General features: G+C 76.1%; 25 protein-coding genes. 14 read left to right on the forward strand and 11 right to left on the reverse strand.

Annotation, left to right across the window (positions count from 1 at the left end; translation table 11 throughout):
- Positions 1-1545, reverse strand: coding sequence for a cytochrome ubiquinol oxidase subunit I (locus tag ACI78U_RS07310; protein ID WP_456874625.1), 1545 nt, complete (start codon positions 1543-1545; stop codon positions 1-3).
- Positions 1546-1712: 167 nt separating this feature from the next.
- Between ACI78U_RS07310 and ACI78U_RS07315 the strand changes: the two genes are divergently transcribed.
- Together ACI78U_RS07315 and ACI78U_RS07320 are read left to right on the forward strand one after the other, a co-directional pair.
- Positions 1713-2078, forward strand: coding sequence for a BlaI/MecI/CopY family transcriptional regulator (locus ACI78U_RS07315; RefSeq protein WP_456874626.1), 366 nt, complete (start codon positions 1713-1715; stop codon positions 2076-2078).
- A gap of 1 nt (position 2079) precedes the next feature.
- Positions 2080-3009 (forward strand): M56 family metallopeptidase, encoded by a 930-nt coding sequence (locus ACI78U_RS07320; RefSeq protein WP_456874627.1) that lies wholly within the window; start codon positions 2080-2082, stop codon positions 3007-3009.
- 76 nt (positions 3010-3085) lie between these two features.
- Here the strand turns inward: ACI78U_RS07320 and ACI78U_RS07325 are convergent, their stop codons facing one another.
- Positions 3086-3979 carry an oxidoreductase gene (locus ACI78U_RS07325; RefSeq protein ID WP_456874628.1) on the reverse strand — a complete coding sequence of 298 codons (894 nt, stop codon included), beginning with the start codon at positions 3977-3979 and terminating at the stop codon, positions 3086-3088.
- 64 nt (positions 3980-4043) lie between these two features.
- Between ACI78U_RS07325 and ACI78U_RS07330 the strand changes: the two genes are divergently transcribed.
- Entirely contained in the window at positions 4044-4625 is a 582-nt protein-coding gene (locus ACI78U_RS07330) for a TetR/AcrR family transcriptional regulator (RefSeq protein ID WP_456874629.1), read from the forward strand.
- Positions 4626-4661: 36 nt separating this feature from the next.
- On the opposite strand, the gene ACI78U_RS07335 is transcribed toward ACI78U_RS07330, so the two are convergent.
- Both ACI78U_RS07335 and ACI78U_RS07340 read right to left on the reverse strand, forming a co-directional pair.
- Positions 4662-5144 (reverse strand): MerR family transcriptional regulator, encoded by a 483-nt coding sequence (locus tag ACI78U_RS07335; protein ID WP_456874630.1) that lies wholly within the window; start codon positions 5142-5144, stop codon positions 4662-4664.
- A gap of 103 nt (positions 5145-5247) precedes the next feature.
- On the reverse strand, positions 5248-5733 hold the full coding sequence (locus ACI78U_RS07340; RefSeq protein WP_456874631.1) for an Hsp20/alpha crystallin family protein: 486 nt from the start codon (positions 5731-5733) through the stop codon (positions 5248-5250).
- Positions 5734-5987: 254 nt separating this feature from the next.
- Here ACI78U_RS07340 and gdhA point away from each other — a divergent pair, with 254 nt between their 5' ends.
- Genes gdhA through ACI78U_RS07365 form a run of 5 tightly spaced genes read left to right on the forward strand, consistent with a single transcriptional unit; the run spans position 5988 to position 10147 of the window.
- Entirely contained in the window at positions 5988-7337 is a 1350-nt protein-coding gene (gene gdhA, locus ACI78U_RS07345; protein ID WP_456874632.1) for an NADP-specific glutamate dehydrogenase, read from the forward strand.
- 57 nt (positions 7338-7394) lie between these two features.
- Positions 7395-7874, forward strand: a complete 480-nt coding sequence (locus tag ACI78U_RS07350) for an STAS domain-containing protein (protein WP_456874633.1) — start codon at positions 7395-7397, stop codon at positions 7872-7874.
- Positions 7875-7924: 50 nt separating this feature from the next.
- Positions 7925-9205, forward strand: a complete 1281-nt coding sequence (locus ACI78U_RS07355) for a YibE/F family protein (protein ID WP_456874634.1) — start codon at positions 7925-7927, stop codon at positions 9203-9205.
- Entirely contained in the window at positions 9202-9819 is a 618-nt protein-coding gene (locus ACI78U_RS07360; protein ID WP_456874635.1) for a class I SAM-dependent methyltransferase, read from the forward strand. Before ACI78U_RS07355 ends, ACI78U_RS07360 begins: the two co-directional genes overlap by 4 nt.
- Entirely contained in the window at positions 9809-10147 is a 339-nt protein-coding gene (locus ACI78U_RS07365; protein WP_456874636.1) for a TraR/DksA family transcriptional regulator, read from the forward strand. Before ACI78U_RS07360 ends, ACI78U_RS07365 begins: the two co-directional genes overlap by 11 nt.
- Before the next feature lie 59 nt (positions 10148-10206).
- On the opposite strand, the gene ACI78U_RS07370 is transcribed toward ACI78U_RS07365, so the two are convergent.
- The 5 genes from ACI78U_RS07370 to ACI78U_RS07390 are packed head-to-tail and all read right to left on the reverse strand — an operon-like array spanning position 10207 to position 15127.
- Complete coding sequence (locus tag ACI78U_RS07370) at positions 10207-11142, reverse strand: glycosyltransferase family 2 protein (RefSeq protein WP_456874637.1); 936 nt, start codon at positions 11140-11142, stop codon at positions 10207-10209.
- Complete coding sequence (locus ACI78U_RS07375; RefSeq protein WP_456874638.1) at positions 11139-12023, reverse strand: glycosyltransferase family 2 protein; 885 nt, start codon at positions 12021-12023, stop codon at positions 11139-11141. Before ACI78U_RS07375 ends, ACI78U_RS07370 begins: the two co-directional genes overlap by 4 nt.
- Positions 12020-13057: a prenyltransferase gene (locus tag ACI78U_RS07380; RefSeq protein ID WP_456874639.1), complete on the reverse strand. Its 1038-nt coding sequence runs from the start codon at positions 13055-13057 to the stop codon at positions 12020-12022. The genes ACI78U_RS07375 and ACI78U_RS07380 overlap by 4 nt, the downstream gene beginning before the upstream one ends.
- Positions 13058-13094: 37 nt before the next feature.
- A complete protein-coding gene (locus ACI78U_RS07385; protein WP_456874640.1) occupies positions 13095-13880 on the reverse strand; it encodes a methyltransferase domain-containing protein in 786 nt (261 codons plus the stop codon).
- Entirely contained in the window at positions 13874-15127 is a 1254-nt protein-coding gene (locus ACI78U_RS07390; RefSeq protein ID WP_456874641.1) for a glycosyltransferase family 4 protein, read from the reverse strand. The genes ACI78U_RS07385 and ACI78U_RS07390 overlap by 7 nt, the downstream gene beginning before the upstream one ends.
- 53 nt (positions 15128-15180) lie before the next feature.
- Here ACI78U_RS07390 and ACI78U_RS07395 point away from each other — a divergent pair, with 53 nt between their 5' ends.
- The 4 genes from ACI78U_RS07395 to ACI78U_RS07410 all read left to right on the forward strand — a co-directional run bounded on the left by ACI78U_RS07395 (position 15181) and on the right by ACI78U_RS07410 (position 18271).
- Entirely contained in the window at positions 15181-15474 is a 294-nt protein-coding gene (locus tag ACI78U_RS07395) for a Dabb family protein (protein WP_456874642.1), read from the forward strand.
- Between the two features lie 54 nt (positions 15475-15528).
- Positions 15529-16266: a hypothetical protein gene (locus ACI78U_RS07400; RefSeq protein ID WP_456874643.1), complete on the forward strand. Its 738-nt coding sequence runs from the start codon at positions 15529-15531 to the stop codon at positions 16264-16266.
- A 133-nt stretch (positions 16267-16399) separates the two neighbouring features.
- Positions 16400-17068: a DUF6875 domain-containing protein gene (locus ACI78U_RS07405; RefSeq protein WP_456874644.1), complete on the forward strand. Its 669-nt coding sequence runs from the start codon at positions 16400-16402 to the stop codon at positions 17066-17068.
- A gap of 117 nt (positions 17069-17185) precedes the next feature.
- Positions 17186-18271 carry a DUF4192 domain-containing protein gene (locus tag ACI78U_RS07410; protein WP_456874645.1) on the forward strand — a complete coding sequence of 362 codons (1086 nt, stop codon included), beginning with the start codon at positions 17186-17188 and terminating at the stop codon, positions 18269-18271.
- A 9-nt stretch (positions 18272-18280) separates the two neighbouring features.
- Here the strand turns inward: ACI78U_RS07410 and ACI78U_RS07415 are convergent, their stop codons facing one another.
- Positions 18281-20365, reverse strand: a complete 2085-nt coding sequence (locus tag ACI78U_RS07415) for a S9 family peptidase (protein ID WP_456874646.1) — start codon at positions 20363-20365, stop codon at positions 18281-18283.
- Between the two features lie 177 nt (positions 20366-20542).
- Positions 20543-21250 (reverse strand): metal-dependent transcriptional regulator, encoded by a 708-nt coding sequence (locus ACI78U_RS07420; RefSeq protein ID WP_456874647.1) that lies wholly within the window; start codon positions 21248-21250, stop codon positions 20543-20545.
- A gap of 210 nt (positions 21251-21460) precedes the next feature.
- Between ACI78U_RS07420 and ACI78U_RS07425 the strand changes: the two genes are divergently transcribed.
- Together ACI78U_RS07425 and ACI78U_RS07430 are read left to right on the forward strand one after the other, a co-directional pair.
- Positions 21461-22642 carry an acetoin utilization protein AcuC gene (locus ACI78U_RS07425; protein WP_456874648.1) on the forward strand — a complete coding sequence of 394 codons (1182 nt, stop codon included), beginning with the start codon at positions 21461-21463 and terminating at the stop codon, positions 22640-22642.
- Positions 22635-25364: a bifunctional acetate--CoA ligase family protein/GNAT family N-acetyltransferase gene (locus ACI78U_RS07430; RefSeq protein WP_456874649.1), complete on the forward strand. Its 2730-nt coding sequence runs from the start codon at positions 22635-22637 to the stop codon at positions 25362-25364. Before ACI78U_RS07425 ends, ACI78U_RS07430 begins: the two co-directional genes overlap by 8 nt.
- Positions 25365-25371 lie beyond the last annotated feature (7 nt).

Below are 25371 nucleotides of genomic sequence, written 5' to 3' on the forward strand. Positions count from 1 at the left end.
CTAGTACGCGAAGGAGAGGACGTCGTCGTCGGTGTTGTCGTCGTCCCGGTCGCCGTCCCGCCGGGAGCTGCCCACCGCCGGCGGCGTCGGGGTGGTGTCGCCGGTGGTGACCCCGCGGCGGACCAGCCGGACGAGCAGGAACAGCTCCACCACGGCCAGGGCGCCGTAGAGCAGGCCCAGGCTGATCAGCGAGGTCCACACCTCGGCGGCGGTGATGCCGGGGGAGACGGCCTGGGCGGTGAAGAAGTACACCTGCTCGCCGACCGGGACGTCGGGGTTCGGGTGGACGACGAAGGGCTGGCGGCCCATCTCGGTGAAGACCCAGCCGGCCGAGTTGGCCACGAACGGCGCCCCGACGGCCAGCAGCGAGCCGTAGACGCCGACCCGTGACGTCGGCACGCGCCCGCGGCGGGTGGCCCACAGGGCGTAGGCCGCCACCCCGGCCGACACGGCGCCCATGCCGATCATCAGCCGGAAGCTCCAGTAGGTGGCCGCGAGCACCGGGGTGTAGTCGATGGGCTGGCCGGCGCGGTCGCCGAAGCTCGGGTCGTCGGGGTAGGTGGCGCCGTAGACCTCGGCGTACTGCTCCTGCAGGTCCTCGATGCCGGGGACGGCGGTGGAGAAGTCGCTGTGCGCGAGGAAGGAGAGCAGCCCCGGGACGGTGATGCTGTGCACGTCGTCGCACTCGTTGGAGCCGAGCTTGGCCCAGGCGAACACCGAGAACGGCGCGGGCGCCTCGGTCTCGCACAGCGCCTCGGCCGAGCTCATCTTCAGCGGCTGCTGGTGGTACATGAGCTTGCCCTGCCAGTCACCGGTGACGGCGACCAGCACGAAGGCGGCCAGTGAGACCCAGCCGCCCAGCCGGACCGAGCGCCGCCAGACGGCGTGGTCGACGTCGGTGGTGGGGGCCTGCGCCAGCCTCCGCTTCCGCAGCTGGTAGAGGCCGATGCCGACGAGCAGGGCGCCGGCGACCATGAGCGCCGCGACGATCGCGTGGGTGAAGGCGGCCAGGGCCGTGTTGTTGGTCAGCACGGCGAGGAAGTCGACCTGCTGCGGGCGGCCGTCCGGGCCGACGGTGACGCCGACCGGGTGCTGCATCCACGAGTTGGCCGCGATGATGAGGTACGCGCTGACGATCGAGCCGACGACGGCTGCCCACAGCGCGGCCAGGTGCAGCTTCTGCGGGATGCGGCCCCAGCCGAAGATCCACAGGCCGAGGAAGGTCGACTCGAGGAAGAAGGCCAGCAGCGCCTCCATCGCCAGCAGCGAGCCGAAGACGTCGCCGACGAAGCGGGAGTACTCGCTCCACGCCAGGCCGAACTGGAACTCCTGCACCAGGCCGGTGGCCACGCCGAGCACGAAGTTGACCAGGTAGACGCGGCCCCAGAAGCGGGTCATCCGCAGCCACTCGGGCTTGCCGGTGCGCAGCCAGAGGGTGTGCATCACCGCGACCAGGATCCCCAGGCCGATGGTCAGGGGGACCATCAGGAAGTGGTAGACGGTCGTGATGCCGAACTGCCAGCGGGCGATGTCCAGGACGTCCACGGCACCTGCTCCTCACCTGCCGGAACTCCCGGCACCTCCTTTCTACGCCTCGTAGAACTGCTTCTCTACGGCGCGTAGAAGATGTTGGCGTGAGGTGCGCGACAGCCTCCGTGCGGGGGGTGGCGCGAGCGTTCTACGCTGGGTAGAACCGATCGACAGGAGGAGTCGTGGCGTCGCTGGGGGACCTGGAGCGGACCGTCATGGACGTGCTGTGGGCGGCCGAGGGGCCGGTCGCCGCGGCGGAGCTGCGCGACGCGCTGGCCGACCGCGAGCTGGCGCTGACCACCGTGCACACCGTCCTGTCCCGTCTGGAGGGCAAGGGCTTCGTCGAGCACGACGACGCCCGGCCGCGCCGCTTCCGCCCGACCGCGACCCGGGAGCAGCACGCCGCCGAGCTGATGCACGAGGTGCTCGGCCGGTCCGGTGACCGGCAGGCGGTGCTGGCCCGGTTCGTCGGCGGCGTCGACCCGGAGGAGGCGCGGCTGCTCCGCCGGCTGCTGGACGGGAGCGCGCCGGACGCCGGCACCCGCTGACGTGCTGCCCGCGACCGCCGCGGCGCTCGCGGTCCTCGCCGCGGCGCTGGCCTGGCCGGTCCCGGCGCTGCTGGGACGCGCCCGCTGGCCCCGCCGCGACCCGCTCGTGGCCCTGGTGTGCTGGCAGGCGATCGGGCTGGCCGGCGGTCTGTCGATCATCGGCGCGCTGCTGGTGCACGGCCTGGCGCCCTGGGGTCACTCGCTGCCCGAGGCCGGTGCGGCGGTGCTCACCGGCGACCCCGCCCGTGACCCCGTCCGCGGCGACCACTGGGTCACCCTGACGCTGGCCGCCGTCCTCGCGCTGGAGCTGCTGGGCGTGCTCGCGCTGTCCTGGGTCCGCACCACCCGCACCCGCCGCCGCCACCGGGAGCTGCTCGAGCTGGTCGTCCGGCCCGCGGCCGCCGCGCCCGACGCCCGGCTGCTCGAGCACCCCGCGCCGGTGGCCTTCTGCATCCCGGGCGCCCGCCCCCTGCTGGTGCTCTCCTCGGGCATGGTCGCCGAGCTCGACGACGACCAGCTCGCCGCCGTCGTCGCCCACGAGCGTGCGCACCTCGCCGAGCGGCACCACCTCTACCTGCTGCCGTTCGTGGCGTGGGAGACGGCGCTGCCGGTGCTCCCGGCGGCGGCGCGGGCGCACGCCGCCGTCCGGGAGCTGGTGGAGATGCGCGCCGACGACCGCGCCCTGGCCTCGCTGCGCGGGACGGACCCGCGGCGGACGCTGGCGCAGGCGATCGTCGTGGCGGCCGGGGGAGCGGGTGGCGGGGTCCCCAGCGGCGCGCTGTCGGTGGCCGGCAGCGCGGTGGCCGCCCGGGTGGTGCGGCTGCTGGCGCCGCCCGAGCCCCTGCCTCCCGCGGGCCGGGCCGCGGCGCTGCTGGGCGCCGGGCTGCTGCTGCTCGTCCCGACCGCCCTGCTGCTCCTCCCCGCCCTCTAGTCCGTGCACTTCCGCCGACGTGCGCGGCTGGTGGGCCGCACCGGACGGGGTGCGCCGTGCACTTCCGCGGAAGTGCTCAGACGCCGGCCGGGAGGGTGGCCGGGAAGTCGACGCCGGTCAGCTCCGCGGAGGCCGCCCACAGCCGGGCCGCGAGGTCGAGGTCGCTGGCCGCGCGGGTGCGCCCGACCAGGGTCGGCTCGCCGCGCATCTCGAAGGCGCCGTCGGGGCCGGCGTAGCTGCCGCCCGGCAGGTCGGCGGTGGCCACGAACAGCGTGGGCAGGGCGCCCTGCTCGGCGGACTGGGCGACCAGCCGGTTGCCCAGCGCCATCGCCGCGTGCTTGACCCGGTTCTCCGTCCGGCCCTGCAGCGCGGTCGCCGACCACCCCGGGTGCGCCGCCACGGAGCGCACCGGCGAGCCGGTCGCGGTCAGCCGGCGCTGCAGCTCGAGCGTGAACAGCAGGTTGGCCAGCTTCGACTGGCCGTAGGCGCGTTCGGGGGAGTAGCGCCGCCGCTCCCAGTTCAGGTCGGCGAGGTCGATCGAGCCCATGCGGTGCGCCCCCGAGGAGACCGTGACCACCCGGTCGGTGACGTGCGGCAGCAGCAGGTTGGTCAGCGCGAAGTGCCCCAGGTGGTTGGTGCCGAACTGCAGCTCGAAGCCGTCGGCGGTCCGCGCCTCGGGGACCATCATGATCCCGGCGTTGTTGACGAGGACGTCGAGCGGACCGCGCCACGCGGCGGCGAAGTCGCGCACCGACGCGAGGTCGGCGAGGTCCAGCCGGCGCACCTCGACGTCGCCGGGCAGGCCCGCGGCGGCGGCCTCGCCACGGGCGGTGTCGCGGACGGCGAGCACGACGCGGGCGCCGGCGGCGGCCAGGGCCCGGGCGGTGGCCAGGCCCAGCCCGCTGGTGGCGCCGGTGACGACGGCGGTGCGGCCGGCCTGGGACGGGACGGTGAACGAGGACTTCGTCATGCCGAGTGAATGTAGTCGGCGTCAACAATGTGGTCAACGTCTACTCGGACTACGCTCCTCCGACGTGCGTGCACCCGAGCAGCCCTACCACCACGGCGACCTGCGGGCCGCCCTGCTGGAGCGGGCGGCGCACCAGCTGCGCACCGGCACGGTCGCCGACCTGTCCCTGCGGGCGCTGGCCCGCGACCTCGGCGTCAGCCACGCCGCCCCCAACCGGCACTTCCCCGACCGCCAGGCCTTCCTGACCGCGCTGGCCCGCTCGGGCTGGCAGCGGCTCGACGCCGCCCTGGCCGCCGCCGACCCCGGCGCCGAGGCCGGGCTGCGGCCCCGGCTGCTCGCTCTCGGCCGCGCCTACGTGCACTTCGCCACCGGGGAGCCGGCCCTCCTCGAGCTGATGTTCGCCGGCAAGGCCGCCGGTGAGTCGCACGACGGCCCGGGGCTGTCCGGGCCGGACGCGCTGATCGCCGATGCGCAGGCCCGCGGGGAGGTGTGCGCCGGCGACCCCGGAGCGCTCGCGACGGCGCTGTGGGCCGCCCTGCACGGGGTCGCCGCGCTCTCGGTCAGCGGCGTGCTCCGCGGCGCCGACGTCGACGCGCTGCTCGTGCAGACCGTCGACGCGCTCCTCGACGGCCTGCGGCCGCGCTGACCGGTCGCACTGACCGGCGGGCCCTGGGCCCGGGTGTCAGGTGCCGTCCGGCTCCCCGGCTGCGGCGCGCGGTGAGCGCAGCCGGTCGACGGCGTCGCGGAGCCGGTCGTTGTCGGCCTGGGCGTCGGCCAGCTCGTCCTGCAGGCCGACGATGACCTCGGCCGAGGCCAGCGGGTGGCCCTCGTCGAGCAGGCCCCGCAGCCGGGCGGCGAGCAGCAGCTGGTGGCGCGAGTAGCGCCGGTGGCCGCCGGGCGAGCGGTGCGGGTGCAGCACGCCGGAGCCGTCGAGGCTGCGCAGGAAGGCCGCCTGCACGCCGAGCAGCGCCGCGGCCTGGCTCATGGTCAGCGCGGGGTAGTCGGGGTCGTCGAGCTGCCGGACGGCGTCGGCGGCGGCGCTGTCGGTCGTGGTGCCGTCGGCCGTGGTGCCGTCGGTCGTGGTGCCGTCGGCTGTGGCGTGGTCGGGTGCGGCGTCCCCGGCCGGGCCGCCGTCGCCGGCGGTGTGCCTGGCCTCGCTTCTCACGGGGACTCCTCGTCGGACGGGGGCCCGGGGACCGCCCGGGAACGGCGCGGGGCCGGGCCGTCGCGGCCCGGCCCCGCGCTCGGGTCACCGATCGGTGCGCCGGTCAGCTCTCGACGGCGCGCTGCTCGTTGTCGTGCTCGATGGTGCGCCCCTCGACGGGGGTCGGCGCGTCGGCACGGGTGACGGTGATCTTCCGGGCCCGCGCCTTCTCGGCCACCGGGATGCTCACGGTCAGGACGCCGTCGTGGTAGCTGGCCTCCAGCCGGTCGGTGTCGAGGCTGCGACCCAGGACCAGCTGCCGGGTGTAGGCGCCGTAGGGACGCTCGGCCACGGCCCACTCGGCGTTCTCCAGCTGCGGCACCGAGCGCTCGGCGCTGACGGTGAGCGTGGTGCCCTCGATGGACAGGTCGATCGAGCCGGGGTCGACGCCGGGCAGGTCGAAGTGGGCGACGAACTTGTCGCCGACCCGGTAGGCGTCCATCGGCATGCCCGACAGCGCGCGGGCGGTGCCGCCGCGACCGGAGAGCTGGTCGAGCGCGCGGAAGGCGGCGGACGTGGCGGCGAACGGGTCGTAGGCGGTCAGCATCATGGCCGGTGCACCTCCTGGTGTGTCCGTGTGGTGTTCGCTGCCCGAGGCAGGACCTCTAGTGGCGACTTGAGATTACCTCGGTCGTGCACTCGTGTAAACGTCCATCTGCGGATGTTGTTCCCGGCCCCCCTCGACGAGGCCGGCGGCTCCGCACGTCTCGGGCGCCCTCCTCCCCCGAGGGGGACGCCGGTACCCGGACGGCATCATGGGGTCGCGGATCCGGAACGGATCCGGTCGAGGAGTGGAGGACAGCCGTGGCCGACAGCCTCCCGCCGGTGGTCGAGCGCATCCACGAGGAGGTGCTGCGCCGCAACCCCGCGGAGCCGGAGTTCCACCAGGCGGTCCGCGAGGTCCTCGAGTCGCTGGCCGTGGTGCTCGGCCGGCACAGCGAGTACACCGAGATGAAGACCGTCGAGCGGATCTGCGAACCCGAGCGGCAGGTCATCTTCCGGGTGCCCTGGCAGGACGACGCCGGGGAGGTGCAGATCAACCGCGGCTTCCGCGTCGAGTTCAACTCCGCGCTCGGGCCCTACAAGGGCGGGCTGCGCTTCCACCCGTCGGTCAACCTCGGGATCGTCAAGTTCCTCGGCTTCGAGCAGGTGTTCAAGAACGCGCTCACCGGCATGCCCATCGGGGGCGGCAAGGGCGGCTCGGACTTCGACCCCAAGGGCCGCTCCGACGCCGAGGTCATGCGCTTCTGCCAGTCCTTCATGACCGAGCTGTACCGGCACCTCGGCGAGTACACCGACGTGCCCGCCGGTGACATCGGGGTGGGCACCCGCGAGATCGGCTACCTGTTCGGCCAGTACAAGCGGATCACCAACCGCTACGAGTCCGGGGTCATCACCGGCAAGGGCCTGGGCTGGGGCGGAGCGCTGGTGCGCACGGAGGCCACCGGCTACGGGGCGGCCTTCTTCGCCGAGGCGATGATGGAGGCCGCCGGGGAGTCCTTCGACGGCCGGCGGGTCACCGTCAGCGGGTCGGGCAACGTCGCCGTCCACGGCATCGAGAAGGTGCACCAGCTCGGCGGCACGGTGGTCGCCTGTTCGGACTCCAGCGGCTACGTCGTCGACGAGAAGGGCATCGACCTCGAGGTCCTCAAGCAGGTCAAGGAGGTCGAGCGGGCCCGGATCGGCGCCTACGCCGAGCGCGTCCCGTCGGCGTCGTTCGTGGCCGGCGGCAGCATCTGGGACGTACCCTGCGACGTCGCCGTCCCCAGCGCGACGCAGAACGAGCTGGACGGGGACGCCGCGGCGGTCCTGGCCCGGGGCGGCTGCCGCTACGTCGTCGAGGGCGCCAACATGCCGGCCACCCCCGACGCGGTGCGGGTGTTCCGCGAGGCCGGGATCGGCTTCGCGCCGGGCAAGGCCGCCAACGCCGGGGGCGTGGCCACCTCCGCGCTGGAGATGCAGCAGAACGCCTCGCGCGACCGCTGGACCTTCGAGCACACCGAGGCCCGGCTGGAGGAGATCATGCGCGGCATCCACGAGCGGTGCGCCGCCACCGCCGAGGAGTACGGCTCCCCGGGCGACCTCGTCCTCGGCGCGAACGTCGCCGGCTTCCTGCAGGTCGCCGAGGCCGTCCACGCGCACGGACTGGTCTGAGGCGCTCCTGGCGGCCGCCCGGGCATGGGATCCGCGGGCAGCGGGAAGTGCGCGTACATGGACGACTCCGTACCGCCGGACGAGGGCGCCACGGCCGACCACGGCCCCGAGGCAGAGGGCCGGCACGACGGCGAGGCCCCCGACGTCGCCGTGGAGCTCGACGGTGACGTCAGCCGGGTGACCGTCACCGGCGAGCTGACCGAGACCGCCCGCCGTCCCCTGGTCCGCGCGGTCACCGACCAGCTGCTGTCGGTGCCCACGCTCTCGCGGCTGGAGCTGCAGCTGGCCGGGGTGACGTTCATGAACTCGGCCGGGATGGCGGTGCTGGTGCAGCTGCAGCGCATGACGCAGCCGCGGGCGGTCACCGTCGCGCTGGTCTCGCCGCCGATCGCGGTCGTCCGGCCGCTGCAGCTGACCGGCCTCTGGCGGCGGTTCGAGGTGGTCGACCCCGAGGCGGGGCCGGCCGACGGCGGCGGCTCGCCGCCCTCCGGCGCCCAGACCCGACGGCCCGACGGGCCCGACGGGCGCAGCGCCTGAGCCCCGGTGTCGGGCGGGGCCCGGAGGGACGCGGCTCCTAGCCTGACCGGGTGCCGCCCTCTTCCTCCTCCCACGGCCACTCCCACGGTGCGGACCCCGACGCGCCGCCGCCGAGCGCGGAGACGCTGACCCGCCGGCGCCGGGCCGTGTGGCTGATGCTGCTGCTGCTCGTCCCCGCCGGGCTGGCCACCGTCGTCGGCCTGGTCGTGCTCTGGCCCGACGACGGGCCGACCCGTGCCCAGCAGGTCGCCGAGACCTTCCTCCCCCCGGGCACCACCTATCCCGACGGGCGGGTCGTGTCGTTGCAGACGTTCCCCTGCGGCGAGGCCGGCACCTCCCAGGCCACCTGCGCGACCGCCGTCGTCGAGGTGCTCGAGGGGCCCGGCGCCGGGGAGTTCCAGCAGGTCGACCTGCAGGCCGACGTCGTCGCCAACGGGATCGGGGAGGGCGACACCATCGTGCTCACCCGCGACCCCGGGGCCGAGGGCGGCACGAGCTACCAGTTCTACGACGTCGAGCGGAGCACGCCGATGCTCGCGCTGGCGATCGCGTTCGCGCTCGTCACCGTCGCGGTCGCCCGGCTGCGCGGGCTGGCCGCGCTGGTGGGACTCGCGTTCGCGTTCTTCATCCTCCTGCAGTTCGTGCTGCCCGCCCTGCTGGCGGGCTCCTCGCCGACGCTGGTCAGCCTCGTCGGCTCGGCCGCGATCATGTTCGTCGTCCTCTACCTCGCCCACGGCTTCTCCGCCCGGACGACGACGGCGCTCGTGGGCACGCTGTTCGGCCTGGCCCTGGTCACCGGGCTCGGCGCGGCATCGGTCGCCGCGGCGCGGCTGACCGGCCTGACCAGCGAGGAGACCACCCAGCTGCTCACGTACGACCCGACGCTCGACTTCTCCGGGCTGGTCATCGCCGGCGTCGTCGTCGCGGGGCTCGGCGTGCTCAACGACGTCACGATCACCCAGGCCTCGGCGCTGTGGCAGCTGCACGAGGTGGACCCCGCGATGGGCTGGCGGGCGCTCTACCGCCGCGGCATGGCGGTGGGCCGCGACCACATCGCCTCGACGGTGTACACGATCGTGTTCGCCTACGCCGGGGCCGCGCTGCCGCTGCTGCTGCTGTTCGAGATCTACGCCCAGCCGGCCGGGGTCGTGCTGACCAGCTCGGCGCTGGCCGAGGAGGTCATCCGGACGATGGTGGGCGCCATCGCGCTGGTGCTGGCGGTCCCGGTGACGACGGCGGCCGGCGCGTTCTTCGCCACCGCGGCCGGGACGGCGGCGGGCGCAGCCCCGGAGCGGCGGATGTCGGCCCTGCGTGCGAGGTTCGCCCGATGAGCCATCTCCTGGCCGCCGCGGAGGCGGCCCCCGGTTTCATGCCCGCCGACGAGGGCCGCGCCCTGTACGAGGCCGCCCGCGCCGTCGCCGTCCCCGGGCCGTTGCTCGAGATCGGCTCCTGGATGGGGAAGTCCGCGCTCTACCTCGCCGCCGCCGCGCGGGAGACCGGGCGGCAGGTGGTCACCGTCGACCACCACCGCGGCTCCGAGGAGCACCAGCCCGGCTGGGAGTACCACGACCCGTCGCTGGTCGACCCCGCCGTCGGGCTGGTGGACACGCTGCCGCGGTTCCGCCGCACCATCGCCGACGCCGGCGCCGAGGACGTCGTCGTCGCCGTCGTCGCGCGGTCGGAGGTGCTGGCGCCGCTGTGGTCGACCCCGCCGGCGCTGCTGTTCCTCGACGGCAGCCACACCGAGGAGTCCGCCCGCCGCGACCAGGACGCCTGGGTGGCCAAGCTCGCCGTCGGCGGGACGCTGGCCATCCACGACGTCTTCCCCGACCCCGCCGACGGCGGGCAGGCCCCGTTCGGCGTCTACACGCGGGTGCTGGCCACCGGCGACTTCACCGAGCTGCCCGGCACCGGCTCCCTGCGGCTGCTGCGCCGTGAGCGCTGACCCGCTGGGGGCGGAGCGGGCGGCCGCCCAGGCGCAGATCGAGGCGCTGACCCGCCAGTTCGACGAGATCGTCGCCGCCTCGCAGGCGTCCAACGCCGACGACGAGCACGACCCGGAGGGCGCCACGATCGCGTTCGAGCGGCAGCAGGTGGCGGCGCTGCTCGAGCAGGCGCGCCGCCGCCTGGCCGACGTCGACGCCGCGGTCACCGCCGTGGAGGCCGGCACCTACGGCCGGTGCGAGTCCTGCGGCCGGCCGATCGCCCCCGAGCGCCTGGAGGCCCGTCCCACGGCCCGCACCTGCATCGACTGCGCGACTCGCCGGGCATAGGAAGCTCTCCGCACGTGCGGAGCCCGTAGACGTGCGGAAAGCTTCCTATGCCTCGCCGGTCAGCTGACGTACCTCCGTGCCGTGCTGCGCCGCTGGAGGGCGTCGAGTGCGGCGAAGCGCGCCTCGGCGTGCGGGGGCAGCACCCGGCGCTCGCGCACCACCCACGGGACGCCGCGCACCGCGGCCAGCAGCCCCTGCACGGTCACCCGGTCGCGGGGGAGCGTGGCCAGCAGGTGCAGCGTGCGGCGCAGCGCCGGCCGCAGCGGGCGCCGCAGCCACGTCGTCCACAGCGTGTTGCGGATGCCGTCGCGGCGGCGGCGGTGGGAGTCTCGGGCCCGCGAGGCCTGGTGGTGCACGGTCAGCGCGGGCAGGTAGCACAGCTCCCAGCCGGCGGCGGCGAGGTCGCCGGCCATGAGCTCCTCCTCCCCGCCCAGCCACAGCCGCTCGCAGAAGCCGCCGACCTCCAGGAACGCCTCCCGGCGCACCACGCTGGCGCCCGCGAGGAACGAGCCCAGCGCCGGCCCGGGCAGCCAGTCGGCGCCGGGGACGGGGGAGTCGCGCAGCTCCGGCACGATCGGGTCCTCGCGGCCGCCGGGCTCGACGAGGATCCGCCCGGTCACCACGGCCAGCCGCGGATGGGCGTCGAGCACGTCGGCGGCGGTCCGCAGCGACCCCGGGTCCCACCACGTGTCGTCGTCGCAGAAGGCGACGTAGGGGGTGGCGAGCCGGGCGACGCCCACGTTGCGGCCGACCGCGCCCAGGTTCTCCGGGCTGGCCACCAGATCGACGGCCGGGAACCGCTCGCGGACCGCGTCGGCGGTGCCGTCGGTCGAGCCGTTGTCGACCACCACCACGTGCGGCCGCTCGGGCAGCGCCACCAGCCGCGTGAGCGCGCTCAGCACCTCGTCGCGCCGCTGGTGGGTGATCACCACGACGGCGACCCGTGGGTCCGGCCCGGTGCCGGTGGCCTCCGGCCGGGCCTGGGTGGCCGTCACGCGTCCCCCGCGAGCAGGCGCAGGTCGGCGAGCACGTGCGCCGGCACCCGGCGACGGCGGCGCAGCGCGGCCGGCAGGTCCGGCGCCGCCCGCCGCAGGCCGCGCCGCTCCGCGGCGCCGGCCCGCAGTGCGGCTCCCACGGTGCGCGCGACGTCGTGCCACGGCAGCCGCATGACCGCCGTGAGCGCCTTCGACCGCCAGATCGCCGCCCGCCGCTCCGCCGGGTCGGACCGCCGCGTCGAGGGGTGGTGGTGCACCGTCACCGAGTCGACGTAGGCGATGTCCCAGCCGGCCGCCGCGAGGTCGAGCGCGAGCCGTTCCTCCTCGCCGGGGAAGCGCACCACCGGGTCGAAGCCGCCGGCGGCGAGGAAGGCCTCGGTGCGCACCATCGCCGCGCACCCGATGAAGCCGAGCAGCCGCGGGCCGGGCAGGTGCGGGGGCGTGCCCAGCGGGCTGGCCGCCAGCTCGGGGCACAGCGGGTCCGGCCGCTCCTCCGGGCCGACCAGGACGCGCGCGTTCAGCACCGCCAGCCGCGGGTGGGCGCGCATGACCGCCGCGGCACGGGCGAGGTCGCCCGGCGCCCACCAGGAGTCGTCGTCGGCGAAGGCCACGAACTCCGTGCCGGCGTGCCCGGCGCCGATGGTGCGCGCCCGGGCACCGACGTTCTCGGTCAGCGGCAGCACGGTCACCTCGGGCAGGGCCGCCCGCACGGCGTCCACCGTCCCGTCGGTGGAGCCGTTGTCGACCAGCACCACCGGCGCCTCGTGCCGGGGGAGGGTCGCCAGCAGGTCGTCGCGCCGGTCGCGGCTCATGACGACGACGGTGACGCCGTCGGCGGTGGGGGGCGGGGACGTGTCGGGGTGCTCGGTCGTGCTGGTCACGGTTGTCGACTGCCCGGCAGCGGGGCCGCCGAACCGGGCGCGTCCTCGGTGCCCGGCGCCGGCAGCGCGGACGGGTCCGCGAACAGCCCCGACGCCGGGGTCGCCCCGGAGAGCGCGTCGGCGGCGAGCACCACCGCCGCCGCCGTCCAGGTGGTGCGCTCGACCGGCCAGCGGGCGTCGTCGGCGTAGACCAGCCCCGTCCAGTACGAGCCGTCGTCGTGGCGCAGGTGCTGCATGGCCGCCACCTGCTCGCGCGCGGCCTCGGGCTGGCCGGCGACGGCCAGCGCCAGCGCCAGCTCGCAGGTCTCCGCGCCGGTCACCCAGGGGCGGTCGGCGACGCAGCGGGCACCCAGGCCCGGGACGACGAAGCGGTCCCAGTCGGCGGCCAGCCGGGCCCGCGCGGCCTCGCCGGTCACCGCGCCGGCCAGCACCGGGTAGTACCAGTCCATCGAGTACCGCGACCGGTCGGCGAAGGCGCCGGGCTCGCTGCGCAGCGCCGTCCCGAGGCCGGTGACGGCCAGCTCCCAGTCCGGCTGGGGGTCCCCGACCAGCCCGGCCAGCGCGATGCCGCAGCGCAGCGACTGGAACAGGCTCGCGTTGCCGGTCAGCAGCGCGGTGTCGTCGGGGCTGCCGTCGGGCCGCAGCGCCCAGCCCACCGCGCCGCTGTCGAGCTGCATGCGCACCACGAGGTCGAGGCCGCGGCGCACCACCGGCCACAGCTCACCGGCCAGCGCCTCGTCGCGGCTGGCCAGCCAGGAGTGCCAGGCGCCCACGGCGAGGTAGCCGGCGTGGTTGCTCTCCACGGCAGGCGAGGTCTCCCCGCCGGCGCGGTACTCCGCGGCCCAGGAGCCGTCGGGGCGCTGCCGGCCGGCCAGCCAGCGGTAGGCGGCCGCGGCGCGGCCGTGCTCGCCGCCCACCTCCAGCGCCATCGCCGCCTCGACCGAGTCCCACGGGTCCAGCTGCCCCCCGTGGAACCACGGCAGCGCACCGTCGGCACCCTGCTCCGCCGCGATCGCCGCCACCGTGCGGCGCACGGCGGCGCCGTCGAGGACACCGGGGAGCTCGGGGAGGTCAGCGCGTGGCAGCGGTCCGCTCCCGCTCCCCGGCCGCGGTGACCGTGCGGCGGCCGGCGCGGCCCGCGCCACCGGCGGCGGGCTTGTCCGCGTAGACCACCAGGCTCTTGCCGATCAGCGGGTCGAGCAGCCGCTCGGCGGTCCGGGTCAGCCACGGCCGCTTGGTCAGGTCCCAGACGAGCAGCCGGTGGTAGGCGCGCACGACGGCGGTGTCGCGCTCCACGCCGACGGCGCACTTGAGCCACCAGTACGGCGCGTGCAGCGCGTGGGCGTGGTGGCTCCGGCCCGGCACCAGCCCGGCGACCCGCAGCCGCGCGCGCAGTGCGTCGCCGCGGTAGATGCGCACGTGGCCGCCCTCGTTGGCGTGGTAGGCGTCCGACAGCGCCCAGCACACCCGCTCGGGGCCGTACCGCGGCACGGTCACCACCGCCCGCCCGCCCGGCTTGAGCACCCGGACGATCTCGGCCATCGCCCGGGCGTCGTCGGGGACGTGCTCGAGCACCTCCGAGGCGATGACCCGGTCGACGCTCGCGTCGGGGAAGGGCAGGTGCAGCAGGTCGCCGCGCACCACCTCGTACCGGGCACCCTCGGGCGCCTCGCCGGCCTCCGCGATCGCCTCCAGCCAGCGCTTCGTCGTCTCCACCTCGGACCCGCCCCGGTCGACGGCGACCACGCGCGCGCCGCGGCGGTAGGCCTCGAAGGCGTGCCGGCCCTCGCCGCAGCCGAGGTCCAGGACGGTCGCCCCCGGCCGCAGGTCGAGCAGGTCGTAGTCGACGGTCAGCACGGGCGGCCCTTCTCCTCCAGCACGCGGGCGTACCAGTCGGCGGTCCGCTCGGCGGTCGCCCGCCAGGTGTAGGCCGCCAGCACCCGTCGGCGGCCGGCGCGGCCCAGCTGCTCCTGCAGCGCGGGGTTCTCCAGCACCATCCGCAGCGCCGCGGTCAGCTCGTCGACGTCGCCGGCCCGCACCCGCAGCCCGGCCTGCGTGCCCACGACCTCGGGCAGCGCGCCGGCGTCGGTGGTCACCAGCGGGGTGCCGCACGCCATGGCCTCTACCGCCGGCAGCGAGAAGCCCTCGTACAGCGAGGGGATCGCGGCCACCGTCGCCGACTGCAGCAGCCGGACGAGGTCGGCCTCGGGCAGCGGGCCGGTGAACCGGACGGCGTCGCGCAGGCCCAGGCGGTCCAGCGCCGACTCGGCGGGGCCGCCGGGCCGGGCGGTGCCGACCACGGTGAGCCGCACCGCACGCTCGGTGCGCAGCTTGGCCAGCGCCTCGAGCAGGTGCACCAGGCCCTTGAGCGGGACGTCGGCGCTGGTGGTGACCACGATCGAGTCGACCTCGCGCGGGCGGCCGGCCGGCGGCGGGGTGAAGACGCCGGGGTCGATGCCCACGGGGATGACCTCGACGCCGGCCGCGGGCACGTGCAGGTGGGTCTCGATGTCGCGGCGGGAGCTCTCCGACACCGTCGTGACCGCGTCCAGCCGCGGCGCGACCCGCGCCTGCATCGCGGTGAAGCCGTACCAGCGGGACAGCGTCAGCCGGCGGCGCAGCGTGGGCGCGGCGGCGAGCTCGAGCTGCCGGTCGATGGCCACCGGGTGGTGCACGGTGGCCACCGTCGGGACCCCGGCGCGGACCAGCCGCAGCAGCCCGTAGCCCAGGCTCTGGTTGTCGTGGACGACGTCGAACTCCGCGGCGCGCGGGAGCAGCAGGCGGGCCGCGCGGAGGGTGAACGTCAGCGGCTCGGGGAAGCCGGCGGTGCACATCGCGGCCCACTCGGCGACGTCGATCCAGTCGCGGAACTCCGAGGGCCGCGGGGTGCGGAACGGATCGGGCTCGCGGTAGAGGTCGAGGCTGGGCACCCGGGTCAGCGGGACGCCGTCGTCGAGCTCGGGATAGGGCTGGCCGCTGAGCACCTCGACGGAGTGGCCCAGGGCGGTCAGCTCCCGCGAGAGCGCCCGGACGTAGACGCCCTGCCCGCCGCCGTGGGGCTTGCTGCGGTACGACAGCAGTGCGATCCGCAGCCGTCGTCCCATGCGCCGGACACTACCGACCCCCTCCGGTCCGCCCGGCTGACAGGGTGACCGGTGTGATCCGACACGTCGTGCACTTCACCTGGTCCGACGCCGCCGACGAGGACCGCCGCGCGGAGACGGTCGCCGCGCTGCGCCGGCTGCCCGAGCAGGTCCCCGGTCCGCTGGCGTTCACCGTGGCCGCCGACGCCGGGCTGGTCGAGGGCAACGCGCACACGGTTCTGGTCGCCGACTTCGCCGACGCCGAGGCGTTCCGCCGATACGCGACCGACCCGGTGCACCTGGCCGTGATCGCCGCGCACGTCCGCCCGTACCTGGCCGCCCGCAGCGCCGTCCAGTACGAGCTGTGACCCGCCCGGGGAACCGGTCTGCGGCGGCGTCCCCCCGCGGTTAGCGTCGCGATCATGAGCGTCCGTCTGCGCACCTCCGCCGGCCTGGCGGCCGCCGTCCTGCTCACCGGGTGCGCGGGCGGTGCGGTCGAGGGCACGGCCTCGCCCGCGTCGTCGACGGCGTCCTCGGCCCCGGCGTCCGGGTCCCCGGCGTCGGGCACCGACCTCGCGCCGGGCCTGCTGCCCGCGGACGCCTTCGGGCCGGGCGCGCAGGTGACCCCGCTGACCGAGGCGCAGCTGGCGCAGGGCGCGGCGGCCGCCGGCGGCGCGGCCGGGGACGTGCAGGTGACCCCGCCGGAGTGCGCACCGGCGGTGCAGGGCACCCAGCCGTCGTTCGACGAGTACGACGACGACGTCGCCGCGCAGGTCGCCGTCCTCGGGACGGTCACCACGGTGCAGTCGCTGGCCTCCGGCGGCCCGGCCGAGGACGCGCTCACGGCCTTCGGCGAGCAGCTGGCGGGCTGCCGGTCGGTGCAGGTCACCTCCCCGGAGGTCGGCACGGTGACCATCGCCTTCGACGAGCTCACCGTGCCCGACCTGGGCGACGGCTCGGCCGGGATCGTCTTCACCACCACCGCGACCGGGCCCGACGGGCAGCAGGTGACCGTGCCGGCGCTGGTGGGCGTCGTGCAGGACGGCGAGCGGGTGCTGGTGCTGCTCACCACCGACACCTCGGGCGGCCGGCCGGACCCGACGGCGTTCACCGGCCTGCTCGAAGAGGCCTACGACACCCAGGCCGCCGCGCTCGACTGAGGCCGGTGCGCGCGGGGCACGGTGACGCCCGGGTGCGGACCAGGGCCGTTCACGGGGGCGACGGGCAGCCGGGGACGGGCAGGCTCGGGAGGACCGGCGACCGGCGCCGGCTCTCCGCCCACGGGAGGCCCCGATGTCGACACCGACCGCTGACCTGTTCCTCCTCGAGGACCTCGAGAGCGAGGGGAGGACGAGTGGTCTGGCCGACCGTGACAGGGACGCGCTGCGCGCCGTCGCCGACTGGATCCGGAGCTTCATCGTCCGGCCGCACGACGAGCTCGGCCGGCCGGGCCCCGTCTGCCCCTTCGTGCCCACGTCCCTCGAACGCCAGCGGCTCTGGCTGGCTCCCGAGCAGGTCGGCGACGGCGGCGTGCCCCGCGTCGTCGAGCTGGTGGAGGGCCACAGGCGCCGGCTGCTCGAGGCCGGGGCCGCGGACGGCGGGGACACCACCTACGACGTGACGGTCGTCGTCTTCCCGGACCTGCCGGCCGAGCGTGCGCAGGGCGTCTTCGACGACGTCCTGCAGCAGATCGCCGTGCCGTCCTACGTCGAGGACGGCATCGTGTTCGGGCCGTTCTACGACGGCAACCGGTCGACCGCGATCTACAACGGGGGGTTCCGGCCGTTCCAGTCGCCGGTCCCGTTCCTGTTCGTGCGGCACGGGGTGGTCAGCGACTGGAAGTTCTTCCTGGACCAGGAGGACTGGTTGGGCCACTGGGCGCGGCGCTTCGGCGAGGCGGCGGTGCACGAGCTCGCCGGGGAGCTCCGCCGCCTGCCGTGGAACGCCCGCCGCGACCGGTGACCTGCGCCGGCACGGCCGGCTGACACTCCGGGTCCCGGCCGTCCACAGGGTCCCGGCCGCTCCACAGCCGAGGGTGATCGGGCCCGCCGGCCTCGTCGTCCACCCAGGGTCGGCGGCGTGGACGAACCCCCGATCCCCGTCATCCGGCTCTCCGACAGCGGCGAGGTCGCCGCGGCCCTGCCGCACCTGCTCGGCTTCCGGCCGGCCGAGTCGCTGGTGCTGGTCAGCCTGCGCGGGCCCGGCGGCAGCCGGGTCGGCCTGACCGTGCGCGCCGACCTCCCGCCTCCGGGCGCGGCCGCCGCGCTGGCCCGCACCCTCGCCGCCAAGGTCGTCACCGACGGTCCCGACGCGGTGCTGCTCGCGGTGGTGTCCGAGGCGCCCGACGTCGCGGGCCTGCCCGTGCTGCCGCCCGAGGTCGGCGTCCCCGAGCCCTGGCCGGAGCTGCCGCACCGCGACGCGGTGCACGAGCTGGTGCTCGCCCTCGACGCGCAGGACGTGTCGGTCCGCGAGGCGCTGCTGGTCCGCGGCGGACGCTGGTGGGACTACGACTGTCCCCACGCCTGCTGCGAGCCCGGCGCCGGCACGCCCGTCCCCGGCGGCGCCAGCCCGCTGGCGGCGGCCGCGGTCGCCGGTGGCGCCGTCCTCGCGCCCGACCGCGGTGCGCTGGCCGCCCGCATCGCCCCGCCCGACGGCCCGGCCGCGGCGGCGATGGCCGAGGCCTGCCTGCAGGTCGGACGGCGGCACGCCGCCCGTCTGCGCGCGGTCGGCGCCGCGGCGCTCGCCGCCGAGGGCGCCGCCCTGGTCGCCGACGCCGCGGCCGCCTGCCGGCCCGGCCCGGCCACCGCGGGCGCCCGGCTGCCCGACGTCCGGGTCGCCGAGGTGCTGTGGGCGCTGACGCTGCCCGACGTGCGCGACGGGGCGCTGGGTCTGGCGCTGGGCGACGACGCCCCGGCCGCCGAGGTGCTGTGGACCGAGTGCACCCGCCGGGCGCCGGTGCCCCTGGACGGCGCGCCCGCGACGCTGCTGGCGGTCAGCGCCTGGCTGCGCGGGGACGGCGCCATGGCCAACGTCGCGCTCGACCGGGCGCTGGCCGCCGACCCCGCCGCGGTGCTGCCCCGGCTGCTCGCCGACGGCCTGGCCGCCTGCCTGCCGCCGACGGAGCTGCGCGCCCTGATCAACAGCACGCTGGTGCCCGGCAGGTGACGCGACGCGCTAGACCAGGGCGGGCCGCTGCCACTCCTCGCCGAGGACGTGCTCGGCCAGGAAGGCGATCACCGTCTCGTACCAGACCGTCGCGTTGCCGGGGGTGAGCACCCAGTGGTTCTCGTCGGGGAAGTACAGGAACCGCGAGGGCACCCCCCGCTTCTGCAGGTCGTACCAGAGTCGCAGGCCCTCGCCGATCGGCACGCGGTAGTCCTTGTCGCCGTGGATGACCAGCACCGGCGTGCGGATGGCGTCGGCGAAGCGGTGCGGCGAGTTCTGCTCGTAGCGCTTGGGGGTCAGCAGCGGGTCGCCCCACTCCCTCTCCCAGTAGTAGGCCGCGTCCGTGGTGCCGACGAAGCTGTCCAGGTCCCACAGGCTGGCATGGGTGACGATCGCCCGGAACCGGTCGGTCTGCGTGGCCACCCAGTTGGCCATGTAGCCGCCGAACGAGCCGCCCATCGCCGCGGTGCGCTCCGCGTCGAGGTCGGGCCGCTCCAGCGCGGCGTCCACGGCGGCCATCAGGTCGGTGCAGGGGGCCCCGCCCCACTCGCCCCAGCCGCGGCGCACGAAGTCCTGGCCGAAGCCCTGCGACAGCGCAGGGTTCGGCAGCAGCACGGCGTAGCCGCGGGCGGCCAGCACCCACGGGCACCAGCGCCACGACCAGGAGTTCCAGCTCATCAGCGGCCCGCCGTGGATCCACAGCAGCAGCGGCGCCGGGTCCTCCGGCGAGGCGCCCTCGGGCAGCACCAGCCAGGCCTGCACCTCGGCGCCGTCGGCGGCGGTGGCGCGGACCTCGGTGAGCGTGCCCGGCAGCGGCCCGACGGCGCCCGGCGCGGGCAGCGGGTCGGGGTGCTGGCCGGTGGCCCGCGGATCCAGCCGGACCGGCACCGGGGGCTCGTCGTAGGCCGACCGCAGCGCGTAGAGGGCGCTGCCGTCGCGGGCCACCTGCAGGTCGCTGTAGGCGCCGTCGGCGGTCAGCCGCACCGGCTCGCCGCCGCTCACCTCGACCCGGAACAGCGCGTGCCGGCCGTCGTCGTCGGCGAGGAAGTAGACAGCGGTGCCGTCGGCGGCGAACTGCGGGGCGCTGGGCCAGCGGTCGAAGTCGGGGGTCAGCTCGCGGGCCTCGGCCGAGGCGACGTCGACCAGCAGCAGCGTGAAGTCCGGCGGCTCGGCGTAGGTCGTCATCGTCTCGCGGACGCAGACCACCGAGCCGCCGTCGGGGGAGAAGGCGCCGGAGTGGACGTCGGCCAGCGGGTCGTCGACCAGCACCCGGCTCTCCCCGGTCGCGGTCTCCACCAGCACCAGCCGGTCGCGGCGGCCGGCCGGGCCGTCGGGCACCTGGTCCACCCGCAGCGCGAGACGGCCGTCGGGGGAGAGGGCCACCGACTCACCGGCGCCCGTGGGCGGACCGGCGTCGGGGGTCAGGTCGCGGAGCTCGGGCGGCTCGGGCGCCTCACCGGCCGGCCCCTCCGCCGGCAGCGCGCCGGCGAAGAAGAGGTGCGGCACGGCCGGGCCGAGGTCGGCGTCCCAGTACCGCACCGGGTAGGCCTCGTGCAGGATCGCCGACACGCCGGCGTCGCTGCGGGCCTTGCGCCGGGCCTCGTCGTCGTCCGCGTCGGCGGCGCCGGGGATCGTGGCGGCCACCACCGCGACGTCGCCGCTGTCGGCGGCGACCGCGAACCCGGCCACCCCGCCGGGCCGGGTGACCACCGGGCGGGCCTCACCGCCGCCGGGCGGCAGCGCCCACAGCGCAGGCTTCGGCTCCCCGGCGTCCTTGCCGGCTCCGGGGTCGGGACGGGCCGAGACGAACAACAGGGTGCCGTCGGGGGCGAAGGAGGGCGCGGACTCGCCCGGGGCGCTGCGGGTCAGCCGCCGCGGCGGCCGCTGCCCCTCGGGGTCGACCTCCCACAGCGCCGACTGCCACTTCTTGCCCTCGGCGTCGAGGGTCTGCACCGGGACCACCAGCCGGGTGCCGTCGGCCGACAGCGCCAGGCCGCTCACCCGCGGGATCGCGACGAAGTCGGCCAGCCGCTCGAAGGGGGAGGCCGGAGCGGGGCCCGCGGGGCCGTCGGTCGGGTGGTCGGGCTGGCTCACCGGGGCTCCTCGCGGGTGGTCGCGGACGCTGGGTCGTGGCGCGGACGCCGCCCACCGTAACGACCGGCGCCCGGCACCCGCGGAGAGCGGGCACCGGGCGCCGGGACGTGCTGGAACGGCCCCCTCGCAGGGTCCCGCCGCGAGCTCGCGAGCGGCGGGGGGCGAGGGGGTCCTTCGTCAGAGCTGGACGGCGGCCTCCGCCGGGGTCAGGTCGTCGTCGAGTGCGGCGACGAACAGGTGCTGGGCCACACCGGCGGGCAGCGGGTGGTCGTCGACGGTGACGGTGCCGTTGGTCGACCGGGCGACGACGGTCGCACCGGGGCGGACGCCGTGCTCGGAGAGCTCGCGCAGCAGCTCGCCGTTCTCCTGCAGCTGCTCGCTGATCCGCCGGATGGTCACCCGGCGGCCCTCGGCGGTGGCCGTGGTGGACAGCAGGGTGAGCGAGTCGAGCACTGCCGAGGTCTCCCCGCCGAGCGCGTCGAGGCCGGGGATCGGGTTGCCGAAGGGGGAGACCGTCGGGTTGCCGAGCAGGGTCAGCAGCTTGCGCTCCACCGCCTCGCTCATCACGTGCTCCCAGCGGCAGGCCTCCTCGTGGACGTCGGCGTAGTCCAGGCCGATGACGTCGACGAGCAGGCACTCGGCGAGCCGGTGCTTGCGCATGACCGCGGTGGCCAGCGCCCGCCCGGACTCCGACAGCTGCAGGTGCCGGTCGCCCTCGACGGTCAGCAGCCCGTCGCGCTCCATGCGGGCGACGGTCTGGCTGACGGTGGGGCCGCTCTGGTGCAGCCGCTCGGCGATGCGGGCCCGGAGCGGGACGATGCCCTCCTCCTCCAGCTCGAAGATCGTGCGGAGGTACATCTCCGTGGTGTCGATCAGGTCGTTCACTGGCACTCCTCCGTGTCGTTCCCGATCCTACGGCTCGCGAGCCGCCGGTCCCGGCGCTCCGCCGGACCCGCGGGCCGCCCCGGCGTGCGTCCCGCGGCGGCCGGCCGCGGGGAGGGCGGCGGCCGCGCACCGGCGGTAGCGTCCGGGCAAGGGCCGACCCCGGGACGACGACGCCCCGGCCGGAGGGGCCCGACGGCGGAGGAGGGCACCGTGAGCGACTCGGTGGCCGTCGTCTGGGACGACGCGCTGCTCGGCTACACGCTGGGTGGCGACCACCCGCTGCACCCCGTGCGGCTGGACCTCACCATGCGCCTGGCCGACGGCCTCGGCGTGCTGGCCTCGGACCGGGTGCAGGTCGTCCGGCCCACGCCGGCCGGCACGGACCTGCTCACCCTGGTGCACGACGAGACCTACCTGGAGGCGGTGCGGCGCGCCCCCACCGACCCCGACGAGCGCTACGGCCTGGGTACCTCCGACAACCCGGTCTTCGAGGGCATGTACGAGGCCGCGGCGCTCATCACCGGTGGCAGCGTGCAGGCCGCCGAGCTCGTGCACTCCGGCCGCGCGCAGCACGCGGTGAACATCTCCGGCGGCCTGCACCACGCCATGCGCGACCGGGCGTCGGGCTTCTGCGTCTTCAACGACGCCGCGATCGCCATCGCCTGGCTGCTGGGCCAGGGCGTCGAGCGGATCGCCTACGTCGACCTCGACGTCCACCACGGCGACGGAGTGCAGGCCGCCTTCTACGACGACCCCCGGGTGCTCACGGTGAGCATCCACCAGACGCCGCTGACGCTCTTCCCCGGCACGGGGTACCCCGAGGAGTGCGGCGACCCGGAGAAGGCGCACGGCAGCGCCGTGAACATCGCGCTGCCCAACGGCACCGACGACCCCGGCTGGCTGCGCGCCTTCCACGCCGTCGTCCCGGGCGTGCTGCGGGCCTTCGCGCCGCAGGTGCTGGTCACCCAGTGCGGCTGCGACGCCCACCACGAGGACCCGCTCGCCGACCTCGCGCTCACCATCGACGGCCAGCGGGCCAGCTACCGCGCGGTGCACGAGCTGGCGCACGAGCTCTGCGACGGCCGCTGGATCGCCCTCGGCGGGGGCGGCTACGGGCTGGTCCGCTGCGTGCCGCGGGCCTGGACCCACCTGCTGGCCGAGGCGGCGGGGGCGCAGCTGGACCCCGCGACGGAGATCCCGCAGTCCTGGCGCGACGACGTCGTCGCCCGCGGGCTGCGCGCCCGGCCGCCGACGCACATGACCGAGGGCGGCTACACCGGGTTCGCCGCGTGGGACCCGTTCACCGAGTCCCGCGTCGACCGCGCCGTCGCGCGGACCCGGCGGGCGGTCTACCCCCTGTTCGGCCTCGACCCGGACGACCCCCGTGACTGACCAGCGCACCGCGCCGGAACAGTCACCCGCGGAGCAGCCGTCCGCGGAGGAGGCGCCCCGGCCGCCGGCGCACTGGGAGGCCGACATCATCGCCGCCGACGGCGGCACGGTGCACCTGCGCCCGATCTGCCCCGAGGACGCCGCCGGCCTGGTCGGGCTGATGGACCGCAGCTCCGACCAGACCCGCTACTACCGGTTCTTCGGGCCGATGAAGCGGCTCAGCGACCGGGACCTGCACCACTTCACCCACGTCGACCACCGGGACCGCGTGGCGTTCGTCGTCCTGCTCGGCGACCAGCTCATCGCGGTGGGCCGCTACGACCGCCTCCCGGGCACCGACGACGCCGAGATCGCCTTCCTCGTCGAGGACGCCCACCAGGGCCGCGGCCTCGGGTCGGTGCTGCTCGAGCACCTGGCCGCTGCCGCCCGCGAGCGGGGCATCAGCCGCTTCGTCGCCGAGGTGCTGACCCAGAACGCCCGGATGGTCCGGGTCTTCCTCGACGCCGGCTACCAGGCGAAGCGCACCTACGACGAGGGCGTCGTCCACCTGACCTTCCCCATCGCGCCCACCGAGACCTCGCTGGCGGTGCTCTACGAGCGCGAGCAGCGCAGCGAGTCCCGGTCGATCGCGCGGCTGCTGACGCCGTCGTCGGTCGCGGTCGTGGGCGCCAGCAACGACGAGGGCAAGATCGGCAACCTCGTCCTGCGCAACCTGCTCGACCACCGCTTCGAGGGGCCGGTGTACCCGGTCAACCCCGGCGCCCGGCACGTGCGCGGCGTCCCCGCCTACGCCTCCATCGAGGACATCCCGGGCGACGTCGACCTCGCCGTCGTCACCGTCCCGTCCGACGAGGTCGCCGGTGTGGTCGAGGCCTGCCGGCGCAAGCGGGTCCGCGGGCTGGTGGTCATCTCCGGCGGCTTCGGCGAGACCGGGCCGGAGGGGCGGGAGGCCGAGCGGCGGCTGGTCGCCTCGGCGCGGGCCTCGGGCATGCGGGTGGTCGGCCCCAACTGCCTGGGCATCGTCAACACCGACCCGGCCATCCGGCTCGACGCCAGCCTCGCCCCCCGGGTGCCCGGCCGCGGCCGGGTCGGCTTCTTCGCCCAGTCCGGCGCCCTCGGCGTCGCCCTGCTCGAACGGGCCCGCCGGGCCGGCATCGGCCTGTCCAGCTTCGTCTCGGCGGGCAACCGCGCCGACGTCAGCGGCAACGACCTGCTGCAGTACTGGGCCACCGACCCCGGCACCGAGGTCGTGCTGCTGCACCTGGAGAGCTTCGGCAACCCGCGCAAGTTCGCCCGGCTGGCCCGCACCGTCGGCCGCACCAAGCCGGTGGTGGCGGTCAAGAGCGGCCGGCACGGCGGGCTGACCCCGGGGCTGGCCGGCACGTCGGTGGCGGTGCCCGAGCAGTCGGTGGCGGCGCTGTTCGCCTCGGCCGGGGTGATCCGGGTGGACACCGTCGCGCAGCTGTTCGAGGTGGGCATGCTGCTCGCGCACCAGCCGCTGCCCGGGGGCGACCGGGTCGCCGTCGTGGGCAACTCCACCGCCCTCGGGGTGCTCGTCGCCGACTCCGTCCTCGACCAGGGGCTGTCGCTGGCGCACGAGACGCCGGCCGACATCGGCACCGGCGGCAGCCCGGAGGCCTTCCGCGCGGCGCTGCAGCAGGCGGTCGACGACGACGGCGTCGACGCGGTGGTCGCGGTGTTCCTCCCGCCGCTGGTGCACACCCCGCCCGACGAGTACGGCCGGGCGCTGGTCGAGGTGTCGCGGTCCTCGGCCAAGCCGGTCGTGGCCACGTTCCTCTCCGCCGAGGGCATCCCGCGGGAGCTCACCGTGCCCGACGAGACCGGCATGCCCGCCCGCGGCTCGGTGCCGTCGTACTCGACCCCGGAGCGGGCGGTCATCGCGCTGGCCCGCGTCGCCGAGTACGCCCGCTGGCGGCGCCGGCCGGTGGGCACCGTGCCCGAGCTGCCCGGCGTCGACGCCGGGCGCGCGCGGTCGCTGGTCCGCGGCGTCCTGGCCGGGTCGCCGGAGGGCCGCCCGCTCACCGACGACGAGGTGATCGCGCTGCTGGCCGCCTACGGGGTGCCGCTGCTCGGCACGCGGACGGTGACCACCGCCGAGGAGGCGGTCGCCGCGGCCGACGCCGTCGGCTATCCGGTGGTGCTCAAGTCCACCGCGCCCTGGCTGCGGCACCGCACCGACCTCGGCGGGGTCCGCCTCGACCTCCCCGACGCCGACGCCGTCCGCGCCGCCTTCGAGGCCATCCCGGCCGGCGACCCGGTGATCGTGCAGGAGATGGCCGCGCCGGGCGTGGCGACGGTGGTGGAGGTCGTCGACGACCCGTCGTTCGGCGCCCTGGTCAGCTTCGGCCTCGGCGGGGTGGCCACCGAGCTGCTCGGCGACCGCGCCTACCGCACCCTGCCGCTGACCGACCTCGACGCCGCCGAGTTGGTGCGCGAGCCGCGGGCGTGGCCGCTGCTCGACGGCTGGCGCGGTGCCGAGCGGGTCGACGTCGCGGCGCTGGAGGACCTGCTGCTGCGGGTGGCCCGGCTCGCCGACGACCTGCCCGAGGTGCTCGGGCTGACGCTGTCCCCGGTGATCGTCGGCCCGGAGAAGCCGTGGCACGGCGGGCGGTCGCTGGTGGTGGCCGGCGGCACCGTGCGGGTCGGCCCGCCCACGGCGCGCGTCGAGCCCGGTCCGCGCCGGATGCGGGAGGTCCCCTGAGCCGCCC

The organism is Geodermatophilus sp. SYSU D00710, assembly GCF_054050195.1.